The organism is Lactobacillus sp. M0403, assembly GCF_016101265.1.
Lineage (GTDB): Bacteria > Bacillota > Bacilli > Lactobacillales > Lactobacillaceae > Lactobacillus > Lactobacillus apis.
The window spans coordinates 390618-415764 of sequence record NZ_JACFQV010000001.1; the positions used below are offsets into that span (position 1 = coordinate 390618).

At 35.7% G+C, this 25147-nt stretch carries 27 protein-coding genes and 1 riboswitch; of the genes, 7 read left to right on the forward strand and 20 right to left on the reverse strand.

Annotated features, from left to right (window positions below; translation table 11 throughout):
• Positions 1-2 precede the first annotated feature (2 nt).
• Positions 3-341: a PTS lactose/cellobiose transporter subunit IIA gene (locus H3T48_RS01675; protein ID WP_046307915.1), complete on the forward strand. Its 339-nt coding sequence runs from the start codon at positions 3-5 to the stop codon at positions 339-341.
• 62 nt (positions 342-403) lie between these two features.
• Positions 404-1633: an alpha-L-fucosidase gene (locus H3T48_RS01680; RefSeq protein ID WP_198188040.1), complete on the forward strand. Its 1230-nt coding sequence runs from the start codon at positions 404-406 to the stop codon at positions 1631-1633.
• 105 nt (positions 1634-1738) lie between these two features.
• On the opposite strand, the gene tenA is transcribed toward H3T48_RS01680, so the two are convergent.
• Positions 1739-2401: a thiaminase II gene (gene tenA / locus H3T48_RS01685; RefSeq protein WP_198188046.1), complete on the reverse strand. Its 663-nt coding sequence runs from the start codon at positions 2399-2401 to the stop codon at positions 1739-1741.
• A 134-nt stretch (positions 2402-2535) separates the two neighbouring features.
• Positions 2536-2635: riboswitch (TPP riboswitch) on the forward strand.
• Between the two features lie 82 nt (positions 2636-2717).
• Here tenA and thiM point away from each other — a divergent pair.
• Genes thiM through thiE form a run of 3 tightly spaced genes read left to right on the forward strand, consistent with a single transcriptional unit; the run spans position 2718 to position 4989 of the window.
• Entirely contained in the window at positions 2718-3506 is a 789-nt protein-coding gene (thiM, locus tag H3T48_RS01690) for a hydroxyethylthiazole kinase (RefSeq protein WP_198188047.1), read from the forward strand.
• Positions 3507-3517: 11 nt separating this feature from the next.
• A complete protein-coding gene (gene thiD, locus H3T48_RS01695) occupies positions 3518-4321 on the forward strand; it encodes a bifunctional hydroxymethylpyrimidine kinase/phosphomethylpyrimidine kinase (protein WP_198188048.1) in 804 nt (267 codons plus the stop codon).
• 11 nt (positions 4322-4332) lie between these two features.
• On the forward strand, positions 4333-4989 hold the full coding sequence (gene thiE / locus H3T48_RS01700; RefSeq protein WP_198188049.1) for a thiamine phosphate synthase: 657 nt from the start codon (positions 4333-4335) through the stop codon (positions 4987-4989).
• A 138-nt stretch (positions 4990-5127) separates the two neighbouring features.
• Here the strand turns inward: thiE and gap are convergent, their stop codons facing one another.
• Positions 5128-6147, reverse strand: a complete 1020-nt coding sequence (gap, locus tag H3T48_RS01705) for a type I glyceraldehyde-3-phosphate dehydrogenase (protein WP_198188053.1) — start codon at positions 6145-6147, stop codon at positions 5128-5130.
• Between the two features lie 103 nt (positions 6148-6250).
• Here gap and H3T48_RS01710 point away from each other — a divergent pair, with 103 nt between their 5' ends.
• Entirely contained in the window at positions 6251-6982 is a 732-nt protein-coding gene (locus H3T48_RS01710; RefSeq protein ID WP_074426237.1) for a LysR family transcriptional regulator, read from the forward strand.
• A gap of 41 nt (positions 6983-7023) precedes the next feature.
• On the opposite strand, the gene H3T48_RS01715 is transcribed toward H3T48_RS01710, so the two are convergent.
• The 12 genes from H3T48_RS01715 to H3T48_RS01770 form a co-directional block, all read right to left on the reverse strand.
• A complete protein-coding gene (locus H3T48_RS01715) occupies positions 7024-7761 on the reverse strand; it encodes a hypothetical protein (RefSeq protein WP_198188055.1) in 738 nt (245 codons plus the stop codon).
• Between the two features lie 97 nt (positions 7762-7858).
• A complete protein-coding gene (locus tag H3T48_RS01720; protein WP_198188057.1) occupies positions 7859-8587 on the reverse strand; it encodes a hypothetical protein in 729 nt (242 codons plus the stop codon).
• A 2-nt stretch (positions 8588-8589) separates the two neighbouring features.
• Positions 8590-9048 carry a LytTR family DNA-binding domain-containing protein gene (locus tag H3T48_RS01725; protein ID WP_046308190.1) on the reverse strand — a complete coding sequence of 153 codons (459 nt, stop codon included), beginning with the start codon at positions 9046-9048 and terminating at the stop codon, positions 8590-8592.
• 163 nt (positions 9049-9211) lie between these two features.
• Positions 9212-10069: a PfkB family carbohydrate kinase gene (locus H3T48_RS01730; protein ID WP_198188059.1), complete on the reverse strand. Its 858-nt coding sequence runs from the start codon at positions 10067-10069 to the stop codon at positions 9212-9214.
• Positions 10070-10081: 12 nt separating this feature from the next.
• A complete protein-coding gene (locus H3T48_RS01735; protein WP_198188061.1) occupies positions 10082-11080 on the reverse strand; it encodes an SIS domain-containing protein in 999 nt (332 codons plus the stop codon).
• 15 nt (positions 11081-11095) lie between these two features.
• A complete protein-coding gene (locus tag H3T48_RS01740; RefSeq protein WP_232349837.1) occupies positions 11096-11917 on the reverse strand; it encodes a PTS system mannose/fructose/sorbose family transporter subunit IID in 822 nt (273 codons plus the stop codon).
• The gene (locus tag H3T48_RS01745) at positions 11901-12695 is read right to left on the reverse strand and encodes a PTS sugar transporter subunit IIC (RefSeq protein WP_198188066.1); all 795 of its coding nucleotides are present in this window, start codon (positions 12693-12695) and stop codon (positions 11901-11903) included. The genes H3T48_RS01740 and H3T48_RS01745 overlap by 17 nt, the downstream gene beginning before the upstream one ends.
• 15 nt (positions 12696-12710) lie before the next feature.
• Complete coding sequence (locus H3T48_RS01750; RefSeq protein ID WP_198188068.1) at positions 12711-13181, reverse strand: PTS sugar transporter subunit IIB; 471 nt, start codon at positions 13179-13181, stop codon at positions 12711-12713.
• 18 nt (positions 13182-13199) lie between these two features.
• Positions 13200-13619, reverse strand: coding sequence for a PTS sugar transporter subunit IIA (locus H3T48_RS01755; protein ID WP_198188069.1), 420 nt, complete (start codon positions 13617-13619; stop codon positions 13200-13202).
• 178 nt (positions 13620-13797) lie between these two features.
• On the reverse strand, positions 13798-14352 hold the full coding sequence (locus tag H3T48_RS01760; RefSeq protein ID WP_198188073.1) for a CAT RNA binding domain-containing protein: 555 nt from the start codon (positions 14350-14352) through the stop codon (positions 13798-13800).
• Between the two features lie 280 nt (positions 14353-14632).
• Positions 14633-15928, reverse strand: coding sequence for an adenylosuccinate lyase (purB, locus tag H3T48_RS01765; protein WP_198188075.1), 1296 nt, complete (start codon positions 15926-15928; stop codon positions 14633-14635).
• A 3-nt stretch (positions 15929-15931) separates the two neighbouring features.
• Complete coding sequence (locus H3T48_RS01770; protein ID WP_198188320.1) at positions 15932-17221, reverse strand: adenylosuccinate synthase; 1290 nt, start codon at positions 17219-17221, stop codon at positions 15932-15934.
• A gap of 194 nt (positions 17222-17415) precedes the next feature.
• Here H3T48_RS01770 and H3T48_RS01775 point away from each other — a divergent pair, with 194 nt between their 5' ends.
• The gene (locus tag H3T48_RS01775) at positions 17416-18408 is read left to right on the forward strand and encodes a GMP reductase (protein WP_198188077.1); all 993 of its coding nucleotides are present in this window, start codon (positions 17416-17418) and stop codon (positions 18406-18408) included.
• Positions 18409-18589: 181 nt separating this feature from the next.
• Here H3T48_RS01775 and H3T48_RS01780 read toward each other — a convergent pair whose 3' ends face one another.
• The 6 genes from H3T48_RS01780 to H3T48_RS01805 form a co-directional block, all read right to left on the reverse strand.
• Positions 18590-19714: a glycoside hydrolase family 172 protein gene (locus H3T48_RS01780; protein WP_198188078.1), complete on the reverse strand. Its 1125-nt coding sequence runs from the start codon at positions 19712-19714 to the stop codon at positions 18590-18592.
• Positions 19715-19722: 8 nt separating this feature from the next.
• A complete protein-coding gene (locus tag H3T48_RS01785; protein ID WP_074426231.1) occupies positions 19723-20127 on the reverse strand; it encodes a hypothetical protein in 405 nt (134 codons plus the stop codon).
• A gap of 9 nt (positions 20128-20136) precedes the next feature.
• The gene (locus H3T48_RS01790) at positions 20137-20955 is read right to left on the reverse strand and encodes a PTS system mannose/fructose/sorbose family transporter subunit IID (protein ID WP_046307934.1); all 819 of its coding nucleotides are present in this window, start codon (positions 20953-20955) and stop codon (positions 20137-20139) included.
• Position 20956: 1 nt separating this feature from the next.
• A complete protein-coding gene (locus H3T48_RS01795; RefSeq protein WP_046307936.1) occupies positions 20957-21748 on the reverse strand; it encodes a PTS sugar transporter subunit IIC in 792 nt (263 codons plus the stop codon).
• Between the two features lies 1 nt (position 21749).
• On the reverse strand, positions 21750-22244 hold the full coding sequence (locus tag H3T48_RS01800) for a PTS sugar transporter subunit IIB (protein WP_122036256.1): 495 nt from the start codon (positions 22242-22244) through the stop codon (positions 21750-21752).
• 171 nt (positions 22245-22415) lie between these two features.
• Complete coding sequence (locus H3T48_RS01805) at positions 22416-25136, reverse strand: sigma-54-dependent transcriptional regulator (RefSeq protein ID WP_198188079.1); 2721 nt, start codon at positions 25134-25136, stop codon at positions 22416-22418.
• Positions 25137-25147 lie beyond the last annotated feature (11 nt).

Here is a 25147-nt window from a genome sequence, read left to right on the forward strand (position 1 = left end):
CTATGGAAGGTTTAGAAGAAATTAGTTTTGAAATTATCAGTCATTCTGGTCAAGCAAAAGCTGAAATTATGGAAGCAGTGTCGCGCTCTCGCTCAGGTAATGAAGACCCACAACCATTACTTGATTCAGCAAAAGAAGAGCTTAAGCAGGCTCAAAACAGCCACTTAAAAGCACTATCAGATTTTGCCAAAACAGGTGATAGCAAAATTGATCCCCTGTATATGCATGCTGAGGATCAGATGATTACCGCTGAAAGTTTTTTAGACTTTGCAACAGAATTGATCAAAACTAACTTAGAATTAGCAAAGTTAAAGCAAGAATTACAGAATCAGAGCAACTAATACTTTATCCCACAAAACTATTAGTTGATTCAACAATTCACAAATAGTTGAAAGTAGAAATAATGAAAATAGAAAATAAAATCGCAAACTTTGAAAAAATGGGTATTGGCTTATTTGTTCATTGGGGACTTTATTCCAAGTTCTCTAAGGGTGAATGGTCACAAAACATTTTAAATATCCCAGAATATCAAGCAGCTTTTAATGAATTTAATCCTGCAGAAGAAAATATTCGTAATTTAGTTAGACTAGCAAAAAAGAGTGGCTTTAAGTACATTGTCCTAACAGCTAAACATCATGATGGCTTTTATCTCTTTGATACTAAAGGAATTAACTCTTTTGATAGCATTCACACTCCCTTTAGCAAAGATGTAATTAAAATCTTTACTGATGAATGCCATCGACAAAACATTTCTCCTTTTATTTATTATGCTACCTATGACTGGAATAACGATAAATATAATAATGATTTTACTGGTTATTTATCAGAGCTACGCGAGTTAATTAAACTTTTGTGTACTAACTATGGTGAAATTGGTGGTTTTTGGTTTGACGGAAATTGGGACAAACCCAATGCTGATTGGCAAGAACAGCAACTTTATGATGAAATAAGGGAACTACAGCCTAATGCAATAATTACTAACAATACGGGCTTAGAGAAGCAAGGAACAAGTGAAGGAAGAGATGTTGATGTTTTAACCTTTGAACGTGGTGATCCTAAGTCCATTACACATATTCAAAATGACCGCTATTTAGCCGCTGAAACATCGCTAACTCTCAACAAACACTGGGGTAACGCTCAAAATGACCTTAACTACCTTTCCGCTCACGATTTAATCGAACAAATTTGCCGTACTAGAAAAGTTGGGGCAAATTTATTGATTAATGTTGGACCTGAATTCGATGGTTCTCTAAATATTCACTGTCAGTCAATGATTGAACTAGTCGGAGCCTGGATGGCCATCAACCACGAAGCAATCTATCATACCAATAATTTTGAACATCCAACATATAAAACATGTTCAAATGATGATGACTTTATCAAAGGTGATTACTTGTTTGTTGATAATTTAGGCAATATCGGTAACAGTAATGTTGTACTTGGCGGTGAGGAAAATCGCAAACTTATTTTTAATGATTACCCTTCGCGCCCAATAACCCGTATAAGTTGGCTCGATAACCAGCAAGAAGTCCAATTTAAGCAAAATTCTAAAACTAACACATTAGAAATTGAAGCAAATGGATTTGAGTACGGAACCAACTTGGTTGAGCGTGTAGCTAAAATTTATTATTGATTTTAATTTCAAACTTATTAACTAAAGCATTCATAAACAAATAGCTCCGAATTATTTTCGGAGCTATTTTTGCTTATTAAAAATCATACAACTGATAAGTATCAATTACTTCCATTCTTCCTGATTATAAGCCATTTGCCAAAATCTTAGTTCATAGTAGCTGCTTCTTAAAAATGCATCCTTCATTTTAGCAAGTTCTTTTTTAGGGACATTGGTTGCGAGCTGGTTAATCAATGCTAACAGTTTTTTTACATTAACTGCATACCAGTCACTGTCGTATGTATCAATCCATTCTTGATAATACTTCACTGGGGATCCTACTTTAGCCATTTTATGACCAATTTCTTGATAAAGCCAATAACATGGTGCAATTGCACACAAAGCTGCTTCTAAGCCATCTCTTTGTAATGTTAGATAGAGATGATTAACGTACGCATATGCTGTTGGCGCAACTATTGTAGTATCAACTTCATCATCTGTAATGTTAAGTTCTTTGAAAAACTGCTTGCGCACCTCTACTTCGGATTCTTGAAGATCCTCTGCGCTTGCCAGCACAAAGTTTTTAATATTTAAATCTGTAGTTTGTTCTGCAATTAACTGATGAATTTTGGCAAACTCAGATAAATAGTATCGATCCTGGAGCAAATAAAAGCGAAATTTAGCAAGTGGTAATTCTCCACTTTGCAATTCGATGATGAATGGCTGCTTTTCACTTTTAATCCACAAGTCACTAACTAATTGATGCAGTTGATCCGTAAACTCAACCATCTTTGTTCTCCCTAATACCTAATAAATAATAATATAGTGTTTAAATTTCTCTTAGTTTACCCTAGTATTTTTTTATCAGCAAATTCAGATAAATACTTATTGTCTTGGTTTTTAAAAGCATGTATAATTGAAAGCGATAACACGAGGGGTGCCTTTGGCTGAGATAAAATTTATATTTTGAACCCTTTGAACCTGTAAGCTAATCCTTGCGTAGGAACGTGTCAAATAGGCTTTTTAATTGCTTTGACACTCCTAAAATCGTGTCAAAGCTTTTTTCATAGCTTTAAAACGAGGCAAGCATTTTTAGGAGACATAAATGAAACTTGACCTTTTAACTAAATTACGTGAAACCAACCCAGTTGTCCTTAACGCTGCAAATTTTGTCACCGTTCAGGATGTGGCTAATGGATTAAATGCGCTTGGTGCATCACCAATTATGAGTAAAGAAATCGCTGAAGCTGAAGAGATGGTCCAAATGGCCTCAAGTCTGGCTATTAATTTAGGAACCTTGACTAAATTGCAGATTGAACAAATAAACAGATTAATGCAGCTAGCTGTTCGTTACCAAAAACCCATCATTTTGGACCCAGTTGCTGTAGGGGCAGTCGAATATCGCTTAGATACAGCTAATAATCTATTAGCTAATTTTCCTGTCAGTATTATTCGTGGAAATGTTGGTGAAATTGCCGCTTTAGGCGGCTTTGATTGGAATGCCAAAGGAATTGATGCAGGTACTGGAGATGAAAACGTCGATCAAATCACCCAAGAAACTGCTAAAAAATTTCACTGTGTAGTTATTGCAAGTGGTGCAACAGACACCATTAGTGATGGGCAAAAAACAGCTCACATCTATAATGGCACTCCACTATTTCAGGCACATGTAGGATCGGGTGATATGCTGTCCAGTATCGTTGCCGCTTTTGCAGCAATTTGTCCCGATTCATTTGAAGCTGCTCAAACAGCAACTCTTGTTTTTTCAGCAACAGGTGAATTATTAGCACAAGAACATACTGAAGTTGGTCCTGGTACCTTTAGTATGTATCTCATGGATTATCTAGCTAAAATAAGCATTTCTCAAATTGAAAATGTCGCTAAGTTTGATTAGGAGGCTTCTTAATGACAGAAGAAATTAATTCTTTCCCACAAGTTTTAACTATTGCAGGTACCGATTCAGGTGGTGGTGCTGGAATCATGGCCGATCTTAAAACATTTCAAATGCAAAATGTATTTGGTACTGCTGTAGTTGTGGCAGTGACTGCTCAAAACACACTTGGTGTACAAGACTCATTTTTAATGCCACTAGATATGATTGATGCACAATTCAGCTCTTTAGCTTCTGATTTTAAAATTAGAGCTTGTAAAACTGGTATGCTCGGTGATGCTGCACATGTTCATCAAGTAGCACTTAACCTACAAAAATATGACTTTGGACCTATTACGGTCGATCCTGTAATGGTCGCTAAAGGTGGGGCACCCCTTCTAAGTGAAGATGCAGTTGAAACTGTTAAGAGTGAGCTTCTGCCGCTAGCTAATTTAATTACTCCCAATTTACCAGAAGCAGAAGTTCTAACCGGAATTCATGCTAAGAATGAGGAAGACTATCCTAAACTGGCACAAGTTTTACGTGATTTAGGGGTTAAAAATGTTTTAATTAAAGGTGGCCATTCCAATAGCAAAATAGTTCATGACTATCTTCTGCTTGAAGATAATAGTGATTGTTGGCTCAGTGGTGAACGTACTTACACCAAGCGTACACATGGCACTGGGGATACTCTCGCTGCCGCTATTACTGCTCAGCTAGCGCTAGGGCACTCGCTACTTGAAGCTGTGCAACTTGCTAAAGAATATGTTACTAAAACAATTGAGCAGACTATTCAAGTTGGTCATGGTCATGGTCCTCTTAACCACTGGGCAAAATAAGTGAGGTAAAAATGGAAAAATTTGATTCTAAATTTCTACAGGCATATTTTATTTGTGGTACTCAAGATTTACAACAAAATCAAACATTGCCAGGTCTTCTCGAGCAAGCTCTAGAAGCTGGAATTACTGCATATCAATTCCGCGAAAAAGGCATAAATTCAATTTCAGACAAATCAGCGCAACTAACTATGGCACAAGAATTACACCATCTTTGTCAAAAATATAATGTCCCATTTATCATCGATGATGATGTTCAACTTGCTAAAAGTGTCCATGCCGAAGGAATTCACGTAGGTCAAGACGATGAAAATATTTCCCAGGTAATAAAAGAAGCTAAAAATACGATGTTTGTCGGCTATTCATGCTCAACATTAGCCGAAATTGAAACTGCTAATCAAATTGAAGGAATTGATTACTATGGTAGTGGCCCAGTTTTTGCAACTCAGTCAAAAGATGACGCCGACCCAGTAATTGGTCTTGCAGGGCTAAGCAAACTAGTAAAACACTCTTCAAGACCTATTGTTGCAATTGGTGGAATCGAAGAAAAAGATTTACCTGCAATTGCACAGACCAATGCATCTGGTGCTTCAGTTATTTCTATGATTACGCAAAGTAATGATATAAAGCAAACAGTCACTGAGATGCTGCAAGCACCATGGCATAAATAAAATATATAAGCTCTTAACACATATTCTATGTTCAACGCTAATAGCTTGATTGATATAATTTAATTACCAAAAAACTCCTAAACTGTTGGTCTCAGTTTAGGAGTTTACTTTTATTTAGAATATGATTTTAAAATTAGTTTAGTTTGTTTTTGCGACTTTCTCCAAGGTACGAATCATCTGTGCTACAAAACCTGATTCGTTATCATACCAAGCATAACCTTTAACTATTTGACCACCGTCTTTACCTGAAACAACCTGAGTCAAAGTTGGGTCAAAGACAGAACCATATTCTGTCCCAATAATATCAGAAGAAACAATCTGGTCTTCATTACAGCCAAAAGTTACACTGTTCTCAGTATGCTTTTTAACTCTTCTATTGAATTCTTCAACTGTTACTTTTTCTTCCACAACTGCTACTAACTCAGTTAATGAACCAGTAATTACCGGAACACGTTCAGCAATACCTGTTAATCTGCCCTCTAGTTCAGGAATAACTAAGCCAATTGCCTTAGCAGCTCCAGTTGAATGTGGAATAATATTAGCAGCGGCAGCACGAGCATTACGTACATTGCCTCCGCGATCTGGACCATCTTGTAGCAGTTGTGTAGCGGTATAAGCATGAAGCGTGGTCATGATTCCTTCTTTAATGCCAAATTCATCATTCATAGCTTTAGCAAGTGGTGCTAAGCAGTTAGTTGTACATGAACCTGCTGAAAGAATTTGATCTTCTGGCTTTATCTGGTCATCATTAACATTATAGACAATTGTCTTCATGTTACCTGCTGGAGCAGAAATTAAAACTTTCTTTACTCCTGCAGCTAAATGAGCTTGAGCCTTTTCAGTAGAAGTATAGAAACCTGTACATTCAAGTACAATTTCGATTCCGTTATTTTTAACCCAAGGTATTTTAGCTGCATCTTTTTCAGCATAGACTGGAATACTCTTTCCATCAATCACGATACTATTATCTGTTGCAGAAACATCGTGCTTAAAATTTCCATGTGCTGTATCATATTTTAGCAAGTGTGCTAACATAGCTGGTGAGGTTAAATCGTTAATTGCAACGATTTCCAAATCTTTACTATCGATGTCATATATACGACGTAAAGCTAATCGGCCAATGCGGCCAAAACCATTAATACCAATTTTTGTAGTCATATTAAGTTCCCCCTTTGATTACAAAATTAGTATATTAGACAAAAATCGCTCTGCATAATCCGAGATTATAATAGGGTTATCACTTTTAATGATATGGTGTAACATGAACTTTAACGATTTATCTATTTTTAAAACAATTTATGAGCTAAAATCAATCAACAAAGCTGCATTAAAGCTTGGCTATACCCAATCAAATATTACCGCACGACTTAAAGCCCTTGAAAAAGAAGTTAATGCTCCACTTTTTGTTCGTTCTAATTTAGGTGTTAGACCAACTAGCAGTGGGGAAAAAATGTATAAATTTGCAACTACAACCTTACAAAATTATCAGGACTTAAAAGCAAGCTTAACAACCAGCAAACCACAAATCTTGATTGCTGAACTTCTTTTTGGCTATCTGATTACTAAGAAGACCAAGTTCTTAATTGATCGCTACGAAGTGATTATTAAAAATACTGATGCGATTCAGGAAATGCTGACTAAAAAGACCTATGATATTGTAATGACTTTCGTTCCAATCAGCTCCTCCAACTACCTATTAACAGAGAAAAGTAGTTTGCAGTCCTGCTTTTTAACTGGAAAAGGCACTGAAAACAAGAAAATACCTGTCGCAATCAACGCTGATTTCAATTGTCCGTTTCGAGATTTAACTTTACAGCTAGCATCAAATAAAAGCGAAATCATCGAAATTGATTCACTCGAGATGATCTTGCAACTAGTGAAGCAAGGCAAAGCAACAGCACTTCTGCCAAAATACTTAATCAGTGATGATTTGGTCCCAGCAAATAAGCAAACTTGGGAAATTCCTTATTATTCATATCGCTATCAGTTTTAATAGAAAAAAGGCGCTCATTACTAAAGTAATAGCGCCTTTTTCTATAGCCGTTTTAAATATGTCTCATAAACTGGACAAAGTTCAAATGCATATTGCTGATATGTTTTCATTGAAAGCTGATCGGTCGAATCAAACTCTCCAGATAAAACTTGAAAGTTCTTGTTTGCCCACAGTAACAATATTTGTTGTAACTCCATTAATCTACTCAAGTCACCTGCTCCCATCCAACCTAATGTTAGTTCTTTTGGATTATCTTCAAAAGAAAAGCAATACGCCTCAATTTGATTCATAGAAACCAATGCTAATGGTGCATCTTCTAACTGATCTGCAAAAACCATGTTATCCCATTCAGCTAGAGGTATTTCAGCTACTGGATTGGCTAAGTGATTTCTCTGATAATCCCTAAAAGAAATTTGCGCTATTTTTTCACGCATCTCAGAATCAAGTTGTACTTGGCGTAAAGTAATAGCTCTTAAGTTGCTCTTCTTTATTGGTGTTAAGCCCTCCATAGCACTTTGCAATGACATTTTGGGTTCAACCGTTTTCCGAATCAAGTTGAAGCCAGCATCTTGCGCTAAAAAATTGAAAAGTAACTGTGGCGCGTAGTCATAAGTAATCAAAGCCTGGCAGTTCTCCTGCTGCGCCTTCTTAGTTAAGTCTGCAACAATTTGAAGATAAACTCGTTCTAACTCTGCTGCGGAAAAGTTAGGGCTGAGATAAGCCGTAAAATTTAAAGAATAAGGATGAAATCCATTTTTCCAGTAAGTACTTATACCCACTATTTTATTTCCCAGGCAATAAGTTCTCACGTTTTGAGGATATTGCTTTATTGCAGTTTTAATTTCCCTATCCTCAATAACGTCAGCTAATAATTCATCATACATAGTAAATTTCTAACTCTCCTAACCTGCTCTGACCAGTTAGAACTAAAGTAGGTCCTTCACCAGTTGATTCCCCGTTAATCTCTAGTTCGCCCAAAGTCACATCTAGTCTCCTGCTATCAATTTTCCATGATTTAGGAATATAAATCTCTACTTCTCCTAACGAAGCATTAATATCCATAGTGATAAATGCGCCTGCAGGTTTAGCTTGATCAAGGTATATCTCGGCTTCGCCTAAAGATGAGTTAACCGTAACTCTACGTAAATTTTGTGAATGAACATAACGCGAAACGGATGATAAATGCTGATTAATTACTATGTCTTCGCCCTCAATCGTACTGGTGCTAGATTCAGTAAAATCGCCTTGATCAGAATCATCTTTTTTATAGCCAAAATAAAATTTAGGCCAGAAACTTTTTTTGAAGATCATTGTGAAACCGATGTAAAGTAATAGTGCTGCGATTAAAATCGTCCATGGAACGAGCTTCACGATATGTAGTGGCTTTGCATAAACAATTAATAGAAAAGCAATTGAGAAAATTGCTCCAAATAAGCTCTTATTTATGGCACTTTCAATTAAGCAAACACCAAAGACTATTGTCCAGATAATTGTGCCTATTCCCAAATGAAATGTTAATAAATGTAATTGGTTAAGAACTAAGAAAACAGCTGCAGCAACGAATGCCAACCCCCAAAATAGTTCTCTAATTTTATGCTTTCTCATTATTAAGACCTTCTTTCATTGAGTCGATCATTTAGATTACGATAATAGTGCCGCGAAACATAGACAGTTTTATAAGAATCACGAAAATTAATTTTGCAGTTCGAAATTGAACGTGTTAATGAATAAATTTGATTTAAATTTAGGATGGTTGATTTTGAAACACGCATAAACTGATTACTTAATAACTTCTCCAGTTCATACAGTTTATAATCAACAATAAATGCATCCCTGCACGTGTGTGCAATTACCTGCTTATCTTCAGTTTCAAAAAATAAAATCTCGTTCAAGCTCAGATAATAAGAAACATTCTCTTTTTTGCCTTCAATTTGATCAGGATGACTATTAATCCCCTGTAATTGCTGATATATCTGTTCAACTTCTGGAGTAACAGCTTTAGCATTAATAGTTACACATGTATCTTCATCATCTAAATCAGGATTTAGTTCTATTTTTATTTTCACAATTCTCACCTGCCCTTCATTACTTAATGATTTAATTAAACTATTATTTTTACTTTAAATCTAGCATTTTTATCCAAGTGGCAATTATCTCGAACTAAGTGGACAATTATAGACAAACAAAAAGCAGTTCATATTATAATGAACTGCTTTAAACTAGATTAATTTACTTTATTTTTTCACCATATCCATATGATCCTTCACGCATAATAGTTCTTTCGGCAGCTTCAGCCGATAATGTCAAACTATCAATAATTTCTTGCTTTGGAATCAACAAATTTTTTTGTCTATGTTTTGCTAATAAAACTGCAAGGTTTGCAAAGAAAGTATCTCCAGCTCCCATAGTGTCAACGGGTTTAGGATTATAATTTACAACCCCGGTATAGCAATTACCTTTAAAATCATAAAGTAATGGTACTTTCCCACCTCGTGTAAATAGTACGTAACTTATCCCAAATTTAAGACAGATTTCTAATAGCCTTGATTGATCATCCTCATTAGCTTGTTCAAGTGAAAACTGTGCTATATCAACATTAGGAGCCATTTTATTAAGATATTCATTCGTATGATATTTTTCCATTTCAGAAAAATCATAAGCAGTAGTTCCGCCTAAATCATGGACTTTTTTTAGCGCTTCTTCAGTTTTAGAATGACATCCACTATAAACAACTAAGGCATTTTTACATAGCTCCATTAGTTTATTATCCAGTGGCGGTAGCATTCGCTTTCCTCTTGTAAAACTAACAAATTGTCTATCACCATCAACAATATTAACGCATGTCTTTTCAGTTTGTCCCTCAATTCGATTACAAAATGATGTATTTACACCTTCTGAATTTAAACTTTTAATTATCATATTTCCGTCAGCATCATCAGCTACAGAACCGACATAGTATGAATCAACAAGATTTTTAGGAGCAAAAACAGTAAAATTTACAGAATTACCACCTGGAAACTTAACATTCTTATTTTGGTAATAGTCTACAACATTATCTCCTATACCAACTACGTAATCTTTTGTCATCAGAGTCACCAGTTAATATTCTACAACGCGGTAGTATCTTCTTTTATCTAGCGAATGATGTCTGATATCTTCTAAATGAATACTTATGCGTCTCAATGCTGCCCACATAACTGGTGCCTCAACTAAAGGTCTAAATTTAGCTGAAATATGTGGTAATTTAAAGCTCTTCATATCAAATTCTTCGTATTCATCTGTATATTTTTCTGCAAATTTTGACACACGATCATCCATAGCGCGTGTCTTACCTTCAGATTTTAGTAGAACAACTGGAACCCCTTTTTCTACTAGTTCAAATGTTCCATGGAAAAATTCAGGTGAACTAACAGACTTGGTTCTCAACCATTGAGACTCTTCGAGAACGCACATAGAATAGCAATAAGTTGTGCCCCACAAATCGCCTGAGCCTACCCAGATTTGATATGGTGCATCTTGATATTTTTCTGCAAATTTTTTAGCTTTTTCATCTACTTGATAGGATACTTCATTCATATCAGCAGGTAAAAACTCTAGTTCTTTAACAAATTCATTGTAGTCTTCAAATTCACCATTTCTCTGCAAGATTTTTCCAATAAAGAAATAAAATCCCATTTCTTGTGGATGATAACCGAAGGTATTGATTGCAAACGTAGAGCACTTTTCCAAAATTGTATCTGCTTTATTCACAAAAGAAACCGTTCTAATATTTTTTTCTTTCATTTTTTCAGCTATTTCAACTGTTTCTGGAGTATTACCAGATTTAGAAAGCAGGATTACTAAGCTTTTTTCATTTAACTGTTGATTTCCGCTTGCTAAAAAATCAGCTGCCGTAATAAGATACGTAGGAATTTTTGAGGTCGTTTCAATAAAATAATGGAATGGTTGCATTACAGCATTTGAGCCGCCAGACGAAGTGAAAAATATGTTCGAAATGCCATCATCATATACTTTATCGGCTACTTGCTCAATCTTATCTCTTAAAGCATAAACTTTTTTTCCTTCATCAATAAATTCTTGTTTATCAAACTTTAACATTACTATTTCTCCTTATTACACCTTTAAAATTCCAAAATATGACATTACAATACTTAAAACAAATATGCCAATTAAAATGACAACTGTGGATACTTTCTTTTTAAGTAACCAATAAATCAGCATAACGCATCCAAGTGGTAGCATATTAGGCAAAATACCGTTGACAATTGAATTCCACGTCTGAGCTTCATTTCCCTGACCAATCGATCCAGCCAAGTTGACCGTAACCATACTGGAAGTCATTCCGCCAATAACCATCAGTCCTAGAATTGATGCTCCATATGAAAACTTAGCTATAAATCCTGTTGACTCTGCGTTTTTCAGCATATCTACTCCAAGATCGTATCCTTTAAAAAGGCCAAACCAACGAATAGCAAACGCAGGAACGTTATACACAAGTAAAAATAGAATTGGTCCTAAAATGTTGCCTTGCAAAGCAAATGAAGTTCCTAATCCAGTAGCTAATATTCTTAGTGTGCCCCAAAAAAAGGAATCACCAATTCCCGATAGGGGTCCCATCAATGCCGCTTTAACGTTATTAATAGAATCTGGATCAAAATTATCTGGATCTTCGGCATTCTTCTCTTCCATTGCAGTATTTATCCCCATAATAAAGGTTGCAAGTGGTGGTGAACAGTTAAAGAAAACCATGTGTCGCTGTAACGCTCTTTTTCGTTCTTCGCCTGCAGGGTACAATTTTGCAAGAACTTTATTCATCGCATAACTATATGCCAAATTTTGTTGCCGCTCATAGTTCCATGAAGCCTCTAGAGTTAATGAACGCAAAAAAACTCCTTTTAGATCCTTTTTAGTTAGTAAATTAGAACTCATTGTCATCACTCCTATCTATGCTTGATTGATTTTGATTCCCTACTTTATCAATTTTGTTTTCTAAGTGAAGAATGATGTACACTAAACAAATCGCAAAAATTGAAATACCTAATATTGGCACTTTAAGGTAACTGTACAGAGCAAAACCTAGTACGAAATAAATTGCTACATCTTTCTTCAAAATCATTTCCAGTAACAATGCAAATCCTAGAGCAGGCATGATTCCAGCAGCAATATTGATTCCATTTTGAACATAATTTGGAATCAGATTGAGCAAGTGTGTCATCACCGGACCACCAAGGTAAAATGCTATACCTACGAAAAATGCTCTTGGTAAACTCTTAACAGTAATAAAGCCATAAAGATTCATTCTGTTCAGCTTTTTAACGTTTCCCTCTTCTGCATATTTGTCTCCCATTCTTAGGAAAATCGGTAAGATTAACATTGTTAACAAATTGTCAATAATTAGATATAACGCTGCAACTGGAAATGCTAGTGTGATTGCAAATCCTGTTCCTTTTCCAGTCACAATTGCAAAAGCAGTACCTAAAACTCCGCCTGCAATAACATCAGGTGGCTTAGAAGCACCGATTGTAATTGCACCCATAAATGCAAGTTCAATCGTTGCACCAACAATAATTCCTGTTTTAAGGTCGCCCAATACTAACCCAGCTAGTGCTCCTGCCACAATTGGACGAGAAATATTTCCTGATCCAGTTAGCCAATCAGCGGGTAGTATTGCTGTTAAAACACCTAAGGCGATTGATTGCCAAAGTAAACTCATTTTTCTTCACTCCTTTCAAACCTTGTTTAATAAATCGATTTTTTTGTCATTAGGAACCATTTGAGCAAAAACTTCTACTCCATCTTGACCTAGTTCCTTTATTTCTTTCTTATCCTCATCATTTAAGAAAACTACTGAAGTGACTTGCTGTGTTGAAGCATCTTCAATTGTTCCGCCAATATTAAGACTCTTTATTTCTTTGCAGCCCTTAATTAACTTATAAGCATCATCAACACTCTTGAGAATGATAAATAATTTGTATTTATCGGTTACACCGGAATTAATTTGCTTAATTGAGTCTTCGACTCCTTTGACTACAACCTTTACACCTTGAGGTGCTGCTAATTTTAATGTCGTCATTTGCATTGTGTCATTTGCTGCAGCATCATTGGCTACCAAAATACAGTTAGCATTAATTGCTGATGTCCATGAAAATGCAACTTGTCCATGTATTAAGCGGTGATCTACTCTTGTCGCTATAATCATTGATATTCCTTCTTTCTATTAAAATTCGTCCGTTCCAGAATTTAAGTCTATTTCATTGCAGAATTTAAAGCCTTGCTTGGTTAAAGCAAGAGCATCTTTAATGGTCTTTTTAACGTCAGCGTTGTTTTGACTATCAATACTTAAAACAAGTTGAATAATCAGCTGCAAAGACATCCCTGATACCAAGTATAGATTTTTCACACTATTTAGCCTTTTAAGCCAACTGTTATTCACACTTCCGCCAAAAATATCGGTAACTACAATAATTGTTTCTCCTTTATTTTTCCTAAGATATTCATCAATCAACTTATCTACATCGTTATTTTCATCAACATATGCATTAATATGTTCTAAGTAATCAACGTCTCCAACAATTAGCTTAGCTGATTGAACAACTCCCCCTGCCATTTCACCATGGCTCATACATAATATTTTCAAATTTCCTCACCACCTTTCTTTGCAAAAAATTGCAAAAGAAAAGCCTGAGAGTACAAAAAATATCCTTTACGTAAGTAAAAGAATCTCTTTTGTATCCTCAGGCTAATGCTTCTATAATCACACGCCGTCCAATACTGAACGATTCATTGATTTACTAATCAATTTTTATTTAGTTTTATTATCTACTAAATTCATTAATAAATTTAGTATTCTTAAATGTTTGCCCTAGTCTAACTCTTTCTGAATTTGCATCGACGAATCTATATGTTAGATAGGAAACCTCACCAATTGGAACTGGAAATTTACTATTTTCACTAATTAGTTTGGTAACTTGCTTTGCAACAGCAAATTCATGTGGAAACAGCTTGCTGAGTCCCCAGCAAACAACTCCTTCTCTATACTGAATTTGCCCATCTAAGCCTTTAAGAATCAAGTCTATGTGACTTGCTAACACGATAAACTGATAATCAGAAAATTCAATCTGCAACTGGTCAGTAACCAAATTGATTACCTTAGTGGTCAGTGATAAGGTTCTTCTGTCCATGTCACTAACACTATCAACCATCTTGAGATTTTTCTCTACGGCAACAAAGCGTCTATTAATCCTATCTTCATCAACAGTATCGCCAGCTTTTTTACCAAAGCCAACTCCGCTGCCAACCACAACCCATTCAACGCCTGTTTGGTCTCGTACTAAAGCAGCATTATTATTGAAATTTTTAATAAAAATCATTTTTCACTACCCTTTTGCACACAAAACTAAAATAGTCAAAGAACCAATTGTAAATTCATGCCTGCATAACCAGTAACACATTTATTGCACTTAAGTATAAAACATTTTGTATTCGCTTTCAATGCTTTTTAAAAGAAATTATCACTTCCTAGCAATAACACAAGCAGTTATCTCTACTCTTCATGTGATCTAATTCACTCGTAATTATTTTTCGTCATGTATCGGTATAATACAATATCCCCAAAAAAGCAGTTCATTGTGATATGAACTGCTTTTTTATTTATTCTAATCCAACTTTTTTGAAAATCTCATCAACATGACGTAAATGATAATGATAATCAAATGCATCCGCTACATCAGCTTCTGACAAATAATCCATTATTTTACTTTCTTCAACTAGTTTTCTAAATGAAATTCCTTCATTCCATGACTTAGTTGTAAGCTTTTGAACCATATCATAAGCATCTTCACGAGAAAGACCTGCTTCATCAATTAGTTTCAGCAGTAAGCGTTGCGAATAGATTAGGCCATATGTCTTGTCCATGTTTTTGAGCATTGTTTCTGGGAAGACATCAAGGTTAGTCAAAATTCGATTAAATCGATCTAGCATATAATCAATTGCAATAGTGCTGTCAGGTAAAATGATACGCTCGGCACTTGAATGAGAAATATCCCGCTCATGCCATAGCGTTACATCTTCATATGCCGTTACGATATGTCCACGCAGTACTCGTGCCATTCCACAAAGATTCTCTGAACCAATTGGATTACGCTTATGCGGCATCGCAGATGAACCTTTTTGCCCAGCACGGAAATGCTCTTCAACTTCATGGATCTCTGAACGTTGCAGTCCACGAATTTCAGTTGCCCAATTTTCAATACTAGTAGCAATCAATGCTAAAGTAGCAATATACTCAGCATGCAAATCACGTGGCAGAACTTGACTCGTGATTGGTTGTTGCGTTAATCCCAACTGCTTTAAAACACTCGTTTCAATCTCTGGCGGAACATTAGCAAAAGTACCAACTGCACCCGAAATTTTACCAGATTCAACGCCTTTGGCTGCATGCTCGAAACGCTCGATATCACGATTAATTTCCGCATACCAACGTGCAAGTTTCAAGCCGAAAGTTGTTGGCTCGGCTTGGACACCATGTGTCCGACCCATTTCTACAGTATTTTTATATTTACGCGCCTTTTCAGCAATCGTCTTTTTCAATTCATGCAGATCTTGACGAATGATTTCATCTGCCTGCTTTAAAACATATCCTTGTGCAGTATCAACAACATCAGTTGAGGTCAAACCAAAATGAACCCACTTTTTCTCGGGTCCAAGGCTTTCAGATACCGTTCTTGTAAAAGCAACAACGTCATGATGCGTCACCTGCTCCAACTCTGCTACTCTTTCAGCAGTAAAGCTAGCATTCTTAGCTATCTTTTCCGCATCTTCTTTTGGAACTTCTCCTGCTTCACACCAAGCGTTAGTAGCCGCAATTTCAACTTTTAACCAAGCAGCATACTTGTTTTCATCTGACCAAATTTTGCCCATCTCTGGGCGTGTGTAACGTTCTAGCATAGATTATATTTCCCATGGATTTCGTAAAACAATCGTTTGTTCACGTTCAGGACCAACCGAAACTGTTACTAGTGGAATATCAACTAATTCAGAAATGCGGTTTAAAAACTTTTGAGCATTTTCTGGTAAATCATCCCAAGATTTTGCACCAGTTATATCTTCTTGCCAAGCAGGAAGTTCTTCATAAACTGGCTTGCAACGGTCTAGTTCCTTTAAGCTTGCTGGGTAGTAATCGATTTCTTGGCCATCAAGTTCATATGCTGTAGCAATTTTTACTGTATCAAAACCACTAAAAATATCTAGCAAGTTAAGGCTAAGTCCATTAATTCCAGAAACACGTTTAGCGTGACGCAAAGCAACTGAATCGAACCAACCCACACGACGTGGACGTCCTGTAACTGTTCCATATTCATGTGCAGTTTCACGAATTAAATCCCCAGTTTCGTCATTAAGTTCAGTTGGGAATGGTCCAGCACCCACACGAGTTGTGTAAGCCTTGCAGACACCGATTACTGTGTTTAAGCGATTAGCACCTACACCCATTCCACTGGCAATTCCACCTGAAATTGAGTTTGATGATGTAACAAATGGATATGTTCCTTCATCAATATCAAGCATAATTCCTTGCGCACCTTCAAACAAAACTTTTTCGTTGTTATCAAGTGCATCGTTAACCAAAACAGAGGTATCGGTAACGTATTTCTTCATTTTTTGACCATATTCATAGTATTGGTCAAAAATGTCGTCAAATTTAAGTGCATCTTTACCATAGACTTTGGTAAAGAGTTCATTTTTCTCTTTTAAATTAGCCCGTAGTTTTTCTTCAAAGGTGTCTTTTTCAAGCAAGTCACAAACTCTGATGCCAACTCTAGATGCCTTATCCATATATGCCGGGCCAATTCCGTTTTTGGTAGTACCAATCTTGTTTGCACCCTTGGCCTCTTCTTGGTACTCATCTTGCAAAATATGGTACGGCATAATAATATGCGCACGGTTTGAAATCTTTAGTTTACTGGTGTCAATTCCACTTTCTTCTAGGCTTTTTACTTCACCTAGTAATACTTCTGGATTAATTACTACACCATTACCAATGACCGCACCCTTAGCTGATGCAAAAATTCCGGATGGAATCAAACGCATCTTAAAAGTTTGGTCATCAATTTCAATTGTGTGTCCAGCGTTATTACCACCATTCGAGCGAACTGCATAAGCAGCTTCCTTACTAAGGAAATCGGTAATTTTACCCTTTCCTTCATCGCCCCATTGGCTTCCAACAACTGCAACTGCTGTCATTTTCATTCACCTCATCAAAATCTACAAATATCACGTAAATAGTCTAGCAATTTATAGCTATGTAGTCAAATTTAAATGCGAATTATAACCACAAGGTTATTTTAAATAGTTCGATTTTTATATTGACAAAAAAAGGCTTTTTGATTATAGTAATTTGGTTCAAAACCAAGATTTATATAGGAGCTAATTTACTCATGAGTAATTATTTTAGTGTGGAAGCTTTTGACTATGATGACATTCAGCTTGTTCCCAATAAGGGAATCATCAAAAGTAGACACGATGCAGACACAAGTGTTAAGTTTGGAAACCGAACATTTAAAATTCCAGTTGTGCCAGCTAACATGGAAAGTGTCATTAATGATGAACTTGCTGTTTGGTTGGCCAAAAATGGTTATTACTATGTAATGCATCGCTTTCAGCCTGAAAAGCGCCTTGACTTCATTAAAATGATGCACGAAAAAGGACTATTTGCATCAATTTCAGTAGGAATTAAACAAGGCGAGTACGACTTTATCGATCAATTAAGCGAAGAAAACATTGTTCCAGAATACATCACGATTGACGTTGCACATGGTCATTCTGTTTATGTCATCGACATGATTAAGTACATCAAGGAAAAATTGCCTAACACTTTTTTAACCGCTGGAAACATAGCAACACCAGAAGCAGTTCGCGAGTTAGAAAACGCAGGAGCAGATGCCACCAAAGTCGGTGTTGGTCCTGGCCGTGCCTGCATTACCAAGCTAAAAACTGGCTTTGGTACAGGTGGCTGGCAATTAGCCGCTTTAAGAATGTGTAGTAAAGTTGCAAGTAAACCTGTAATTGCTGACGGTGGTATTCGTTATAACGGCGATATTGCTAAATCTGTCCGTTTTGGTGCGACAATGGTAATGATTGGCTCAATGCTTGCTGGTCATGAAGAATCTCCTGGTAATGTCATCAAAATCAATGGTAAAACATATAAACAATACTGGGGATCTGCTTCAGAAGTCCAAAAGGGCGCTTATCGTAACGTTGAAGGTAAGCAAATGCTAGTGCCATACCGTGGTTCAATTGCTGATACTTTGACAGAAATGGAAGAAGATTTACAGTCCTCCATTTCCTATGCAGGTGGAAAAGACCTCAGTTCTATTAAATTAGTTGATTACGTTATTGTTAAAAACACTATTATGAGTGGTGACAAATAATTATAATAATTTTTTATTGTTATTATTAATTTGCAGTGGCATTAAATAAGTATTTCCGTTAAAATGGTATTTATCTCAGTATTGTTAGGTAGTCAGTACTGGGATTTTTTTGTGCACATTTTTCCAATAAAAAAGCACTGACATTATCTTGCGATAATACCAGTGCCTTAATAAATACATCTTATCTAGGTAACCGTTCTTCTCTTGATAAAAATTTTCGGAAAGGACTGTGCGGCTCGCTCTGATACCAATATGCGACAGTTGAAACGTCATCAGAACGTTCATACAAAGTAATGTCGTTATTACCGATATCCTGGAAAGTAACTTTTAAGCTTTCAGAAAAAGCAATTGGATCAGGCAAATGCCATCTATACAAACCGTGCTGTGGTAGTCCATCATTTCCGCAAGCGTGAACTGAGTTAGGATCAGGCTTACCCGCACTGAATATATCTCTGGTATGGTCTTGAGTTTCATGGAATGGATAACCTTGATATGGTGTTGAATAAGTATAAGTCTCCGGTAGATGACCATACTCTTGCTTTTGAAAGGCCCACGCACCTCCAAAGTAGTCTTCAGCACCAGTTGAAGTTACCGTTGGATATTGCTCATCGTTATCAATATAGAATTTAAATTCGCCTTCACCCCACCAATACCTTTGCAGTGCACAAAGTGCCATGTAGGTTCCAACATAGTAGCCTTTACCTTTAACACCATCAATCAAAGTGTAATCTTGGCCTTTTTTAACTGGATCCTCACGATTCCAATAAGCATGGAAATACAATAAATCATCCTCTGGTTCAGGTTTCTCTACATAATTAATAGTGTAGAAAAAATGCTTTATAAATGCTGGATGCTCATTAGTAATAGTAATTTTAGCGTGCTTGTTGAAAGGCATTTTAAAGTAGGAGTTCATGCCGCCAATTGGATTAACAACAATTGGCACAGAATTCACAATACAGCGTGTTCCAAAACCATTACAAAAGAAATCGCCTAGTGGAACTTCAACGGAAGGAGTTTCCTCATCATCCCAGTACATTCTTAAGACTAAATCCCTCAGTACAAAGCTACCCATAGTTGTTTTATCTGTAACGGTAAACCACATATGACGAATCTCACCTGGACCATCAATATCAGCTAAAGTGACCGTTTCGCCTTCTTCTAGCGAAATATCAGCACTACCCTTTCTTTGTGGCCCTAACTTACCAGTTGCCATTGCAGCTTGACCAGGTGCACCCGTTTTATTCTCAGCAGAAATCGTTCTGCTTTTTTCATTTTTAAAGTGTAATACGTCATCTAAAGTGCTCATCATCTCACCTATTCATCATCGTCATCGCCAGTTGAATCAATCATTGATACCTGAAATAATTGTTGTCTTGCTTCATCAACCATATTAGCAATATTGATTGGTTGGTTATTTTTTACTGCTAAAGCGAGCTCAAGCGTGAAGGGCAAATTAACGCCCGTAATCACGTGAACATTGTCAGACATGAATTGACTAACAACTTGATTAACGCTACCAAAACCTAAATCTGTCAGCAAATAAAACTCATCATCTGGATTAAGCAATTTGCTAATTCTATCCTTCAATTCATCTGTTCCTTCATTATCCATGTACGCACAAATCGAAGAGACAATTTTTTGATCGCTTGTTAAACCAGTTAACGTTTCTTGATAGCCTTTTGCCAGCGTGTAATGAGTAATAACAATTATTTTCTTCATAGTTATTCCTTACTTTAAAAATCCAAAGGCTGCTCCAAACATTGCGATTACAATAAATAACAAAATAACCCAAGTCATACTTAGTTTCTTTGACTTCAATAGCTTATAAGCTAACAAAACAAGTAATGCCGGAATCATTTGTGGCAATATTTTGTCTAACATTGGTTGAATCTGCATTGAAACTTTACCAAACTGAAATTTTAATGGTGAAGTAACTGAGATAACTGAGCCAATTAATGAACCAACAACTGTAATTCCCAAAACAGAAGCAGCTTCTGTTAAATAATTAATTTTATCACCGTATTCGGTAATAATTTTTGACCCTTGACGATAACCAAACTCGAAACAATGCATACGAAGGAAAAAGATAATTGCAATTAGAACTCCCCAAAGCAAAATTCCAAATGGATTATTTTGTAAAGCCATATAGGCAGCAATTGAACCCATAATCGTTGGAATCATTGTCATTAATAATGAGTCTCCGATTCCAGCTAATGGTCCCATTGTACCAACTTTAAAATCGTTAATTGCGGTCTTAGCAGCTAAACCTTGCTTTTCTTCCATTGCCACACAAGCACCCAAAACAATAGCAGCAAGCCAAGGTTGAGTATTGTAGTATTGGAAATGATTGTCCAAAGCTTCTACATAATCATCATCATTCTTATATATTTTACGCAAAATTGGAGACAATGCATAGGCTACAGAAGCACCTTGTTGAGTTTCGTAATTGTATGTCTCAACACTCATCAGCCAGCGGTAATTAGCCTTGTGTAAGTCTTTCTTAGTTACAATTGGACCATAAACATCTTTTTGATTTTTCTTATTCATTCTATTCATCCTCTCCAATACCAGAAGTTACATTTGCAGCATCAGCTGCTGCTCTAGCCTGACCTTCTTTTTCAGCTTGTTTGTAAGTTGAAAATGCAGCGGCAAAACCAATAATTGCAGCACCGATAATTGGAACTTTTAAGAAGGCTGCCAAGAAGAACCCAATTAATAAGTAATTAACTAATTTACCGGTAGGCATATAGTTAAGTAACATTGCAATTCCGACAGCAGGTAACATTTCACCAGCAATTGTTAAACCACTCATGAACCATTTCGGCATAACTTGTAGTATAAAGTTAACAGCTGATTGGCCTAAAGTAACTGAAATGAAAACTGGGATAGCTGCAGACAAACCAAAGAAGATTGGTCCTAACCATGTTACAGCGTTCATCTTTTTAAATTCACGTGCATCAGCATAGCTCTTAGCTTTTTTAGCAACGAAACCGTTCAAAATCTTAACGATAACATCTAATTGGACTCCTAACATCCCAACGGGTAATCCGATTGCTAAACCAGCACTCTTCCCCATCGAAACACCAAAGGCAGTTGCGATAATTGCAGTCGTTCCGTAGTCTGGTACTGATGAACCACCAAAGCCAGCTACACCCAATGACATTAGTTGAACTGTACCACCAACTAATAAACCTGTTTGAACATCGCCCATGATGATACCTGTAAATAAACCCCAAAATACAGGATAATTGACAAATAGCATCGGTATACCGTAGTAATCAATATGCTTAATAAAAGCTAAAAGCGTTAAAAGAATTATTTGTAAAACTGTAAAGTGCATATTATTTATTCTTCCTATCTTCTAAAAACTCTTTGGTCACAACAACTTCTTTATCAGCAGGAACATACTGTGAAATTAGTTCAACACCCTTTTCTAGTAATTTTTCATAATCTGCAATTTCAGCATCATCTGCAAATGCCCTTTTTGAAATTTCAATGCCGTTTTCACGTGCAGTTGTTCCACCAATAATTAATTTGTCAATTTTGACCCCACTATTAACTAAATCGAGAAAAGTTTTAGGCTCCTTAGCCAAAATAAGTAATTTCTCTGGATCATATTTTCCACTCTTAAAATTAGTTAGTGCTTTTTCTTCTGTAATGATTGAAATTGCATTACCAGCTGGGCGAGCCATTTTCATAGTTGCCTTGCTAACCGCATTGTTTGCCGTATCATCATCAATTACCATTACACGATTGGATCCTGACTGTGGCGCCCATTGCGTTACAATGATTCCATGTAACAACCGATTATCTATTCTCGCTAATACAACACTCATGCTTATTCCTCCTTAAGAATAATGTTTATTGCTTTCACCATTTTATTAGCAATTACCGTGCCAAGTTAGTGTCTAAAAAACCAGCAGTACTATATACTGCTGGTTTCTCTTTTTTTGTTTACTAGCTTGACACTATCTCGATAAACAAAACTATAGTGTCAAAAGTTATTTCTATTGATTTCCAGAATTAAATACTAATTCATAGATATATTGAATCTCGGTTAAAGGTATTTTTATATTATAAATCTCTTCAAGCGGCTTTAATGCCATGCGAATATCAGCCATCCCCTTTTTGTTATTTTGGTCTTCCTGAAAATCACGTGGACCATTTTCTAATGACTGATTGCGGATAATTCGCTCAATCATGCAACTAATATGAACATATAGAGACATTACAGTTTGATTAGATAATCTCTTATCCAAGCACTTGTTTAGTCGTTCAATGCATGTTCCAATATTTTTAATTACTGCCTTGGTGTCTAAAATTGTTAATGAGTTAATAACTCGTTCAATACTAAAGTTCCTAAGTATAGAATCGTTAAACTCATATAAATCTTGATTGCTTAAGTCACCCTTTAGTACATCTTTTAGTGCGTTTAGTTTAGAACCATTCACTAGCTGATCAATCGATATAAATGGAATGTTTTGATATTCAGGGTTAGCTGTTCCAATAACTGTCAAGATGTTGTATTTGCGCTTAATTGCATTTTCTTGATCTTCAATTTTTAATGAATCATAGGAATAAGCTTTAACTACAACTTTTGTTTTGCTTGGCAAACTTTCTTTTATCATATCTTTGATTTTGATTGCTGTACCCACACCAGTTGTGCAACAAACAATAATTACATCCTGCTTAATCATTTTAGGATAAATAATTCGATAGTCATTATGAATACTATCGTTCATATTTTTAATCATTGCTTCAATTGGCTTTTTCTTTTTGATATAGTCAGCAGCAAATAATGCTAACTGTGTTGAAACATTATTAAATATTACAATTGGAAAATTTATTTCTGTTTTTAACAATTCAGGAATTTTTTCTAATGAACCCATATCAGCCATTAAAATTATGCCATCTTTTACATGACGAACATGAATGTAATCTGACACTTTTTGTGCAATGTCTTCAGGTTTAATATCAATAGGCATATCAAATGAATCAAGTAGCGGCTCACCAATTATTTTATTAACCGTGTCCGCAATACTACTTGCCGTTGAATATCCATGTGCTAGTAATATACAGTGAATTAGATCTGAATTCTTTTCGCGTTGGACGCTTTCAAGGTATATGGTCAAAAATAATTGATCAATTTCATCAGTGTATAAATTCAAGGTGTTACCAATCGTGTCTATAATCAGCTGCACAACTGGTTTAATATAATTCGCCTCATTCATTTTACCGATTATTTCATCAACTAACTTACTATCCTCAATAGTAACCTGCCAATGGTTTTCCTGACGGAAATAAAAATAATAAGAAATAGCAACTATAATATTCCCATTGAAATCATTATTAAGGTTATCTTGAAGATACCCCACCTTGCGGTTAAGCATGTTCTTGATTAATTCAAGCGGCAACTCACCTATATTCAAATCATCTTTTTTAAAAATCAAATAATCACATAATGAATTGATTGCCTCAAAGGACTTAGTTTTAAAATTTGCAAAATCTTCCTGCTTATATAGCAGAAAGATTTTTTCAATTGTCTTTTTGATATAGCTATCACGCTGCTGATTTTCTAAAAAGTCTGCAACATTGCTTTTGGGTCTGATAATCAGGTCAGCTTTGTTAGGCGTTAGCACTTCTTCTTCATTAGCACTTGTAAGCAAAATAGATTGCGGTAAGTCGGCAAGCTTGATACTTACAGTATCTGCTTGAGGATTCTTCTCAAGAGCACTGGCTACTGACAAAAGCACATCATTTTTCAATTGGCCAATATTATTTGTGAAACTTGTATTGGTTAACGTAGAAAAGACTTGATTATTAATTTTGATTGCTTTATTTATTTTTTTTGCATGTTCTATATAAAAATAAATAATTAAAGCACTAATTTCATTTATTGTCCGTTCATTTAACGGTGGCATAGTAATTTGTACTGGTATTCGCCGGATAAAAGTCGCTAAAAAATTACTTTCAACATTTTCCGTTGTAGCACATATTAGTCTAACGTTAACCTTTTTATTTTTACCAGCATCACCTAACGGCGAAATCATTCCCGTATCAAGATAAGAAAACAATTTTTCTTGTCCTTTAGGATCAAGTCGGTGCACTTCATCTAAAAACAGCATACCTCCATCAGCATCATCGAAAAGACCAGGATGATCATTATCGGCACCAGTAAAGGCTCCCTTGACATAGCCAAAAAGCGTGCTAGTTAGTAATTCAGGATTATCAGCATATTCTGCACAGTTAAAGCTAACAAATTTACCATCCGCAGGAATATATCCCTCTGCTACACAATAATCAAAGTACTTTCTAGCAATATAGCTTTTACCCGTTCCTGTTTGACCATTTATTAGTACAGGCAAGCTTCCCGGATATGAGGCCGCTGCCTTCAATTTTTTTATTTGACTATAAAGAGATTTATCATTCCCAATTACACTAGCAAAAACATCTTGATGCTGATATTCGCTATGTAAGCTTTGAATACTAACGTATTCACTTTTTAATTCGCTCTTTGCTTTTTTCTCAGCAGTCTCCTTATCAATAAAGATAGCTGGACGAGTATTTATTTTAATTAATTTATTTTCTTTAACTAATTGATTCAAATAATGGCTGACAGTATTACGCTTAATATCAATTTTTTCAGCTAATTGATTCGTTGTTAGATAATGATCTTCATCTTGCTGTTCGTTCTTAATTATTGCTAGCAGTTGCTCTTTTACATTCATGCCAATTTCCC

What these genes read in the sequence shown, in the direction of transcription:
- H3T48_RS01680 (WP_198188040.1), top strand. Translation starts at nt 404, where the DNA reads ATGAAAATAGAAAATAAAATCGCAAACTTTGAAAAAATGGGTATTGGC.
- H3T48_RS01720 (WP_198188057.1), bottom strand. Translation starts at nt 8,587, where the DNA reads ATGAGAAAGCATAAAATTAGAGAACTATTTTGGGGGTTGGCATTCGTT.
- H3T48_RS01730 (WP_198188059.1), bottom strand. Translation starts at nt 10,069, where the DNA reads ATGACAAAAGATTACGTAGTTGGTATAGGAGATAATGTTGTAGACTAT.
- H3T48_RS01775 (WP_198188077.1), top strand. Translation starts at nt 17,416, where the DNA reads ATGAGTAATTATTTTAGTGTGGAAGCTTTTGACTATGATGACATTCAG.
- H3T48_RS01750 (WP_198188068.1), bottom strand. Translation starts at nt 13,181, where the DNA reads ATGATTATAGCGACAAGAGTAGATCACCGCTTAATACATGGACAAGTT.
- H3T48_RS01800 (WP_122036256.1), bottom strand. Translation starts at nt 22,244, where the DNA reads ATGAGTGTTGTATTAGCGAGAATAGATAATCGGTTGTTACATGGAATC.
- H3T48_RS01745 (WP_198188066.1), bottom strand. Translation starts at nt 12,695, where the DNA reads ATGAGTTTACTTTGGCAATCAATCGCCTTAGGTGTTTTAACAGCAATA.
- H3T48_RS01710 (WP_074426237.1), top strand. Translation starts at nt 6,251, where the DNA reads ATGAACTTTAACGATTTATCTATTTTTAAAACAATTTATGAGCTAAAA.
- gap (WP_198188053.1), bottom strand. Translation starts at nt 6,147, where the DNA reads ATGACTACAAAAATTGGTATTAATGGTTTTGGCCGCATTGGCCGATTA.
- purB (WP_198188075.1), bottom strand. Translation starts at nt 15,928, where the DNA reads ATGCTAGAACGTTACACACGCCCAGAGATGGGCAAAATTTGGTCAGAT.
- H3T48_RS01780 (WP_198188078.1), bottom strand. Translation starts at nt 19,714, where the DNA reads ATGAGCACTTTAGATGACGTATTACACTTTAAAAATGAAAAAAGCAGA.
- thiM (WP_198188047.1), top strand. Translation starts at nt 2,718, where the DNA reads ATGAAACTTGACCTTTTAACTAAATTACGTGAAACCAACCCAGTTGTC.
- H3T48_RS01785 (WP_074426231.1), bottom strand. Translation starts at nt 20,127, where the DNA reads ATGAAGAAAATAATTGTTATTACTCATTACACGCTGGCAAAAGGCTAT.
- tenA (WP_198188046.1), bottom strand. Translation starts at nt 2,401, where the DNA reads ATGGTTGAGTTTACGGATCAACTGCATCAATTAGTTAGTGACTTGTGG.
- H3T48_RS01795 (WP_046307936.1), bottom strand. Translation starts at nt 21,748, where the DNA reads ATGCACTTTACAGTTTTACAAATAATTCTTTTAACGCTTTTAGCTTTT.
- H3T48_RS01805 (WP_198188079.1), bottom strand. Translation starts at nt 25,136, where the DNA reads ATGAATGTAAAAGAGCAACTGCTAGCAATAATTAAGAACGAACAGCAA.
- H3T48_RS01735 (WP_198188061.1), bottom strand. Translation starts at nt 11,080, where the DNA reads ATGTTAAAGTTTGATAAACAAGAATTTATTGATGAAGGAAAAAAAGTT.
- H3T48_RS01740 (WP_232349837.1), bottom strand. Translation starts at nt 11,917, where the DNA reads ATGACAATGAGTTCTAATTTACTAACTAAAAAGGATCTAAAAGGAGTT.
- thiD (WP_198188048.1), top strand. Translation starts at nt 3,518, where the DNA reads ATGACAGAAGAAATTAATTCTTTCCCACAAGTTTTAACTATTGCAGGT.
- H3T48_RS01675 (WP_046307915.1), top strand. Translation starts at nt 3, where the DNA reads ATGGAAGGTTTAGAAGAAATTAGTTTTGAAATTATCAGTCATTCTGGT.
- H3T48_RS01770 (WP_198188320.1), bottom strand. Translation starts at nt 17,221, where the DNA reads ATGACAGCAGTTGCAGTTGTTGGAAGCCAATGGGGCGATGAAGGAAAG.
- H3T48_RS01760 (WP_198188073.1), bottom strand. Translation starts at nt 14,352, where the DNA reads ATGATTTTTATTAAAAATTTCAATAATAATGCTGCTTTAGTACGAGAC.
- thiE (WP_198188049.1), top strand. Translation starts at nt 4,333, where the DNA reads ATGGAAAAATTTGATTCTAAATTTCTACAGGCATATTTTATTTGTGGT.
- H3T48_RS01790 (WP_046307934.1), bottom strand. Translation starts at nt 20,955, where the DNA reads ATGAATAAGAAAAATCAAAAAGATGTTTATGGTCCAATTGTAACTAAG.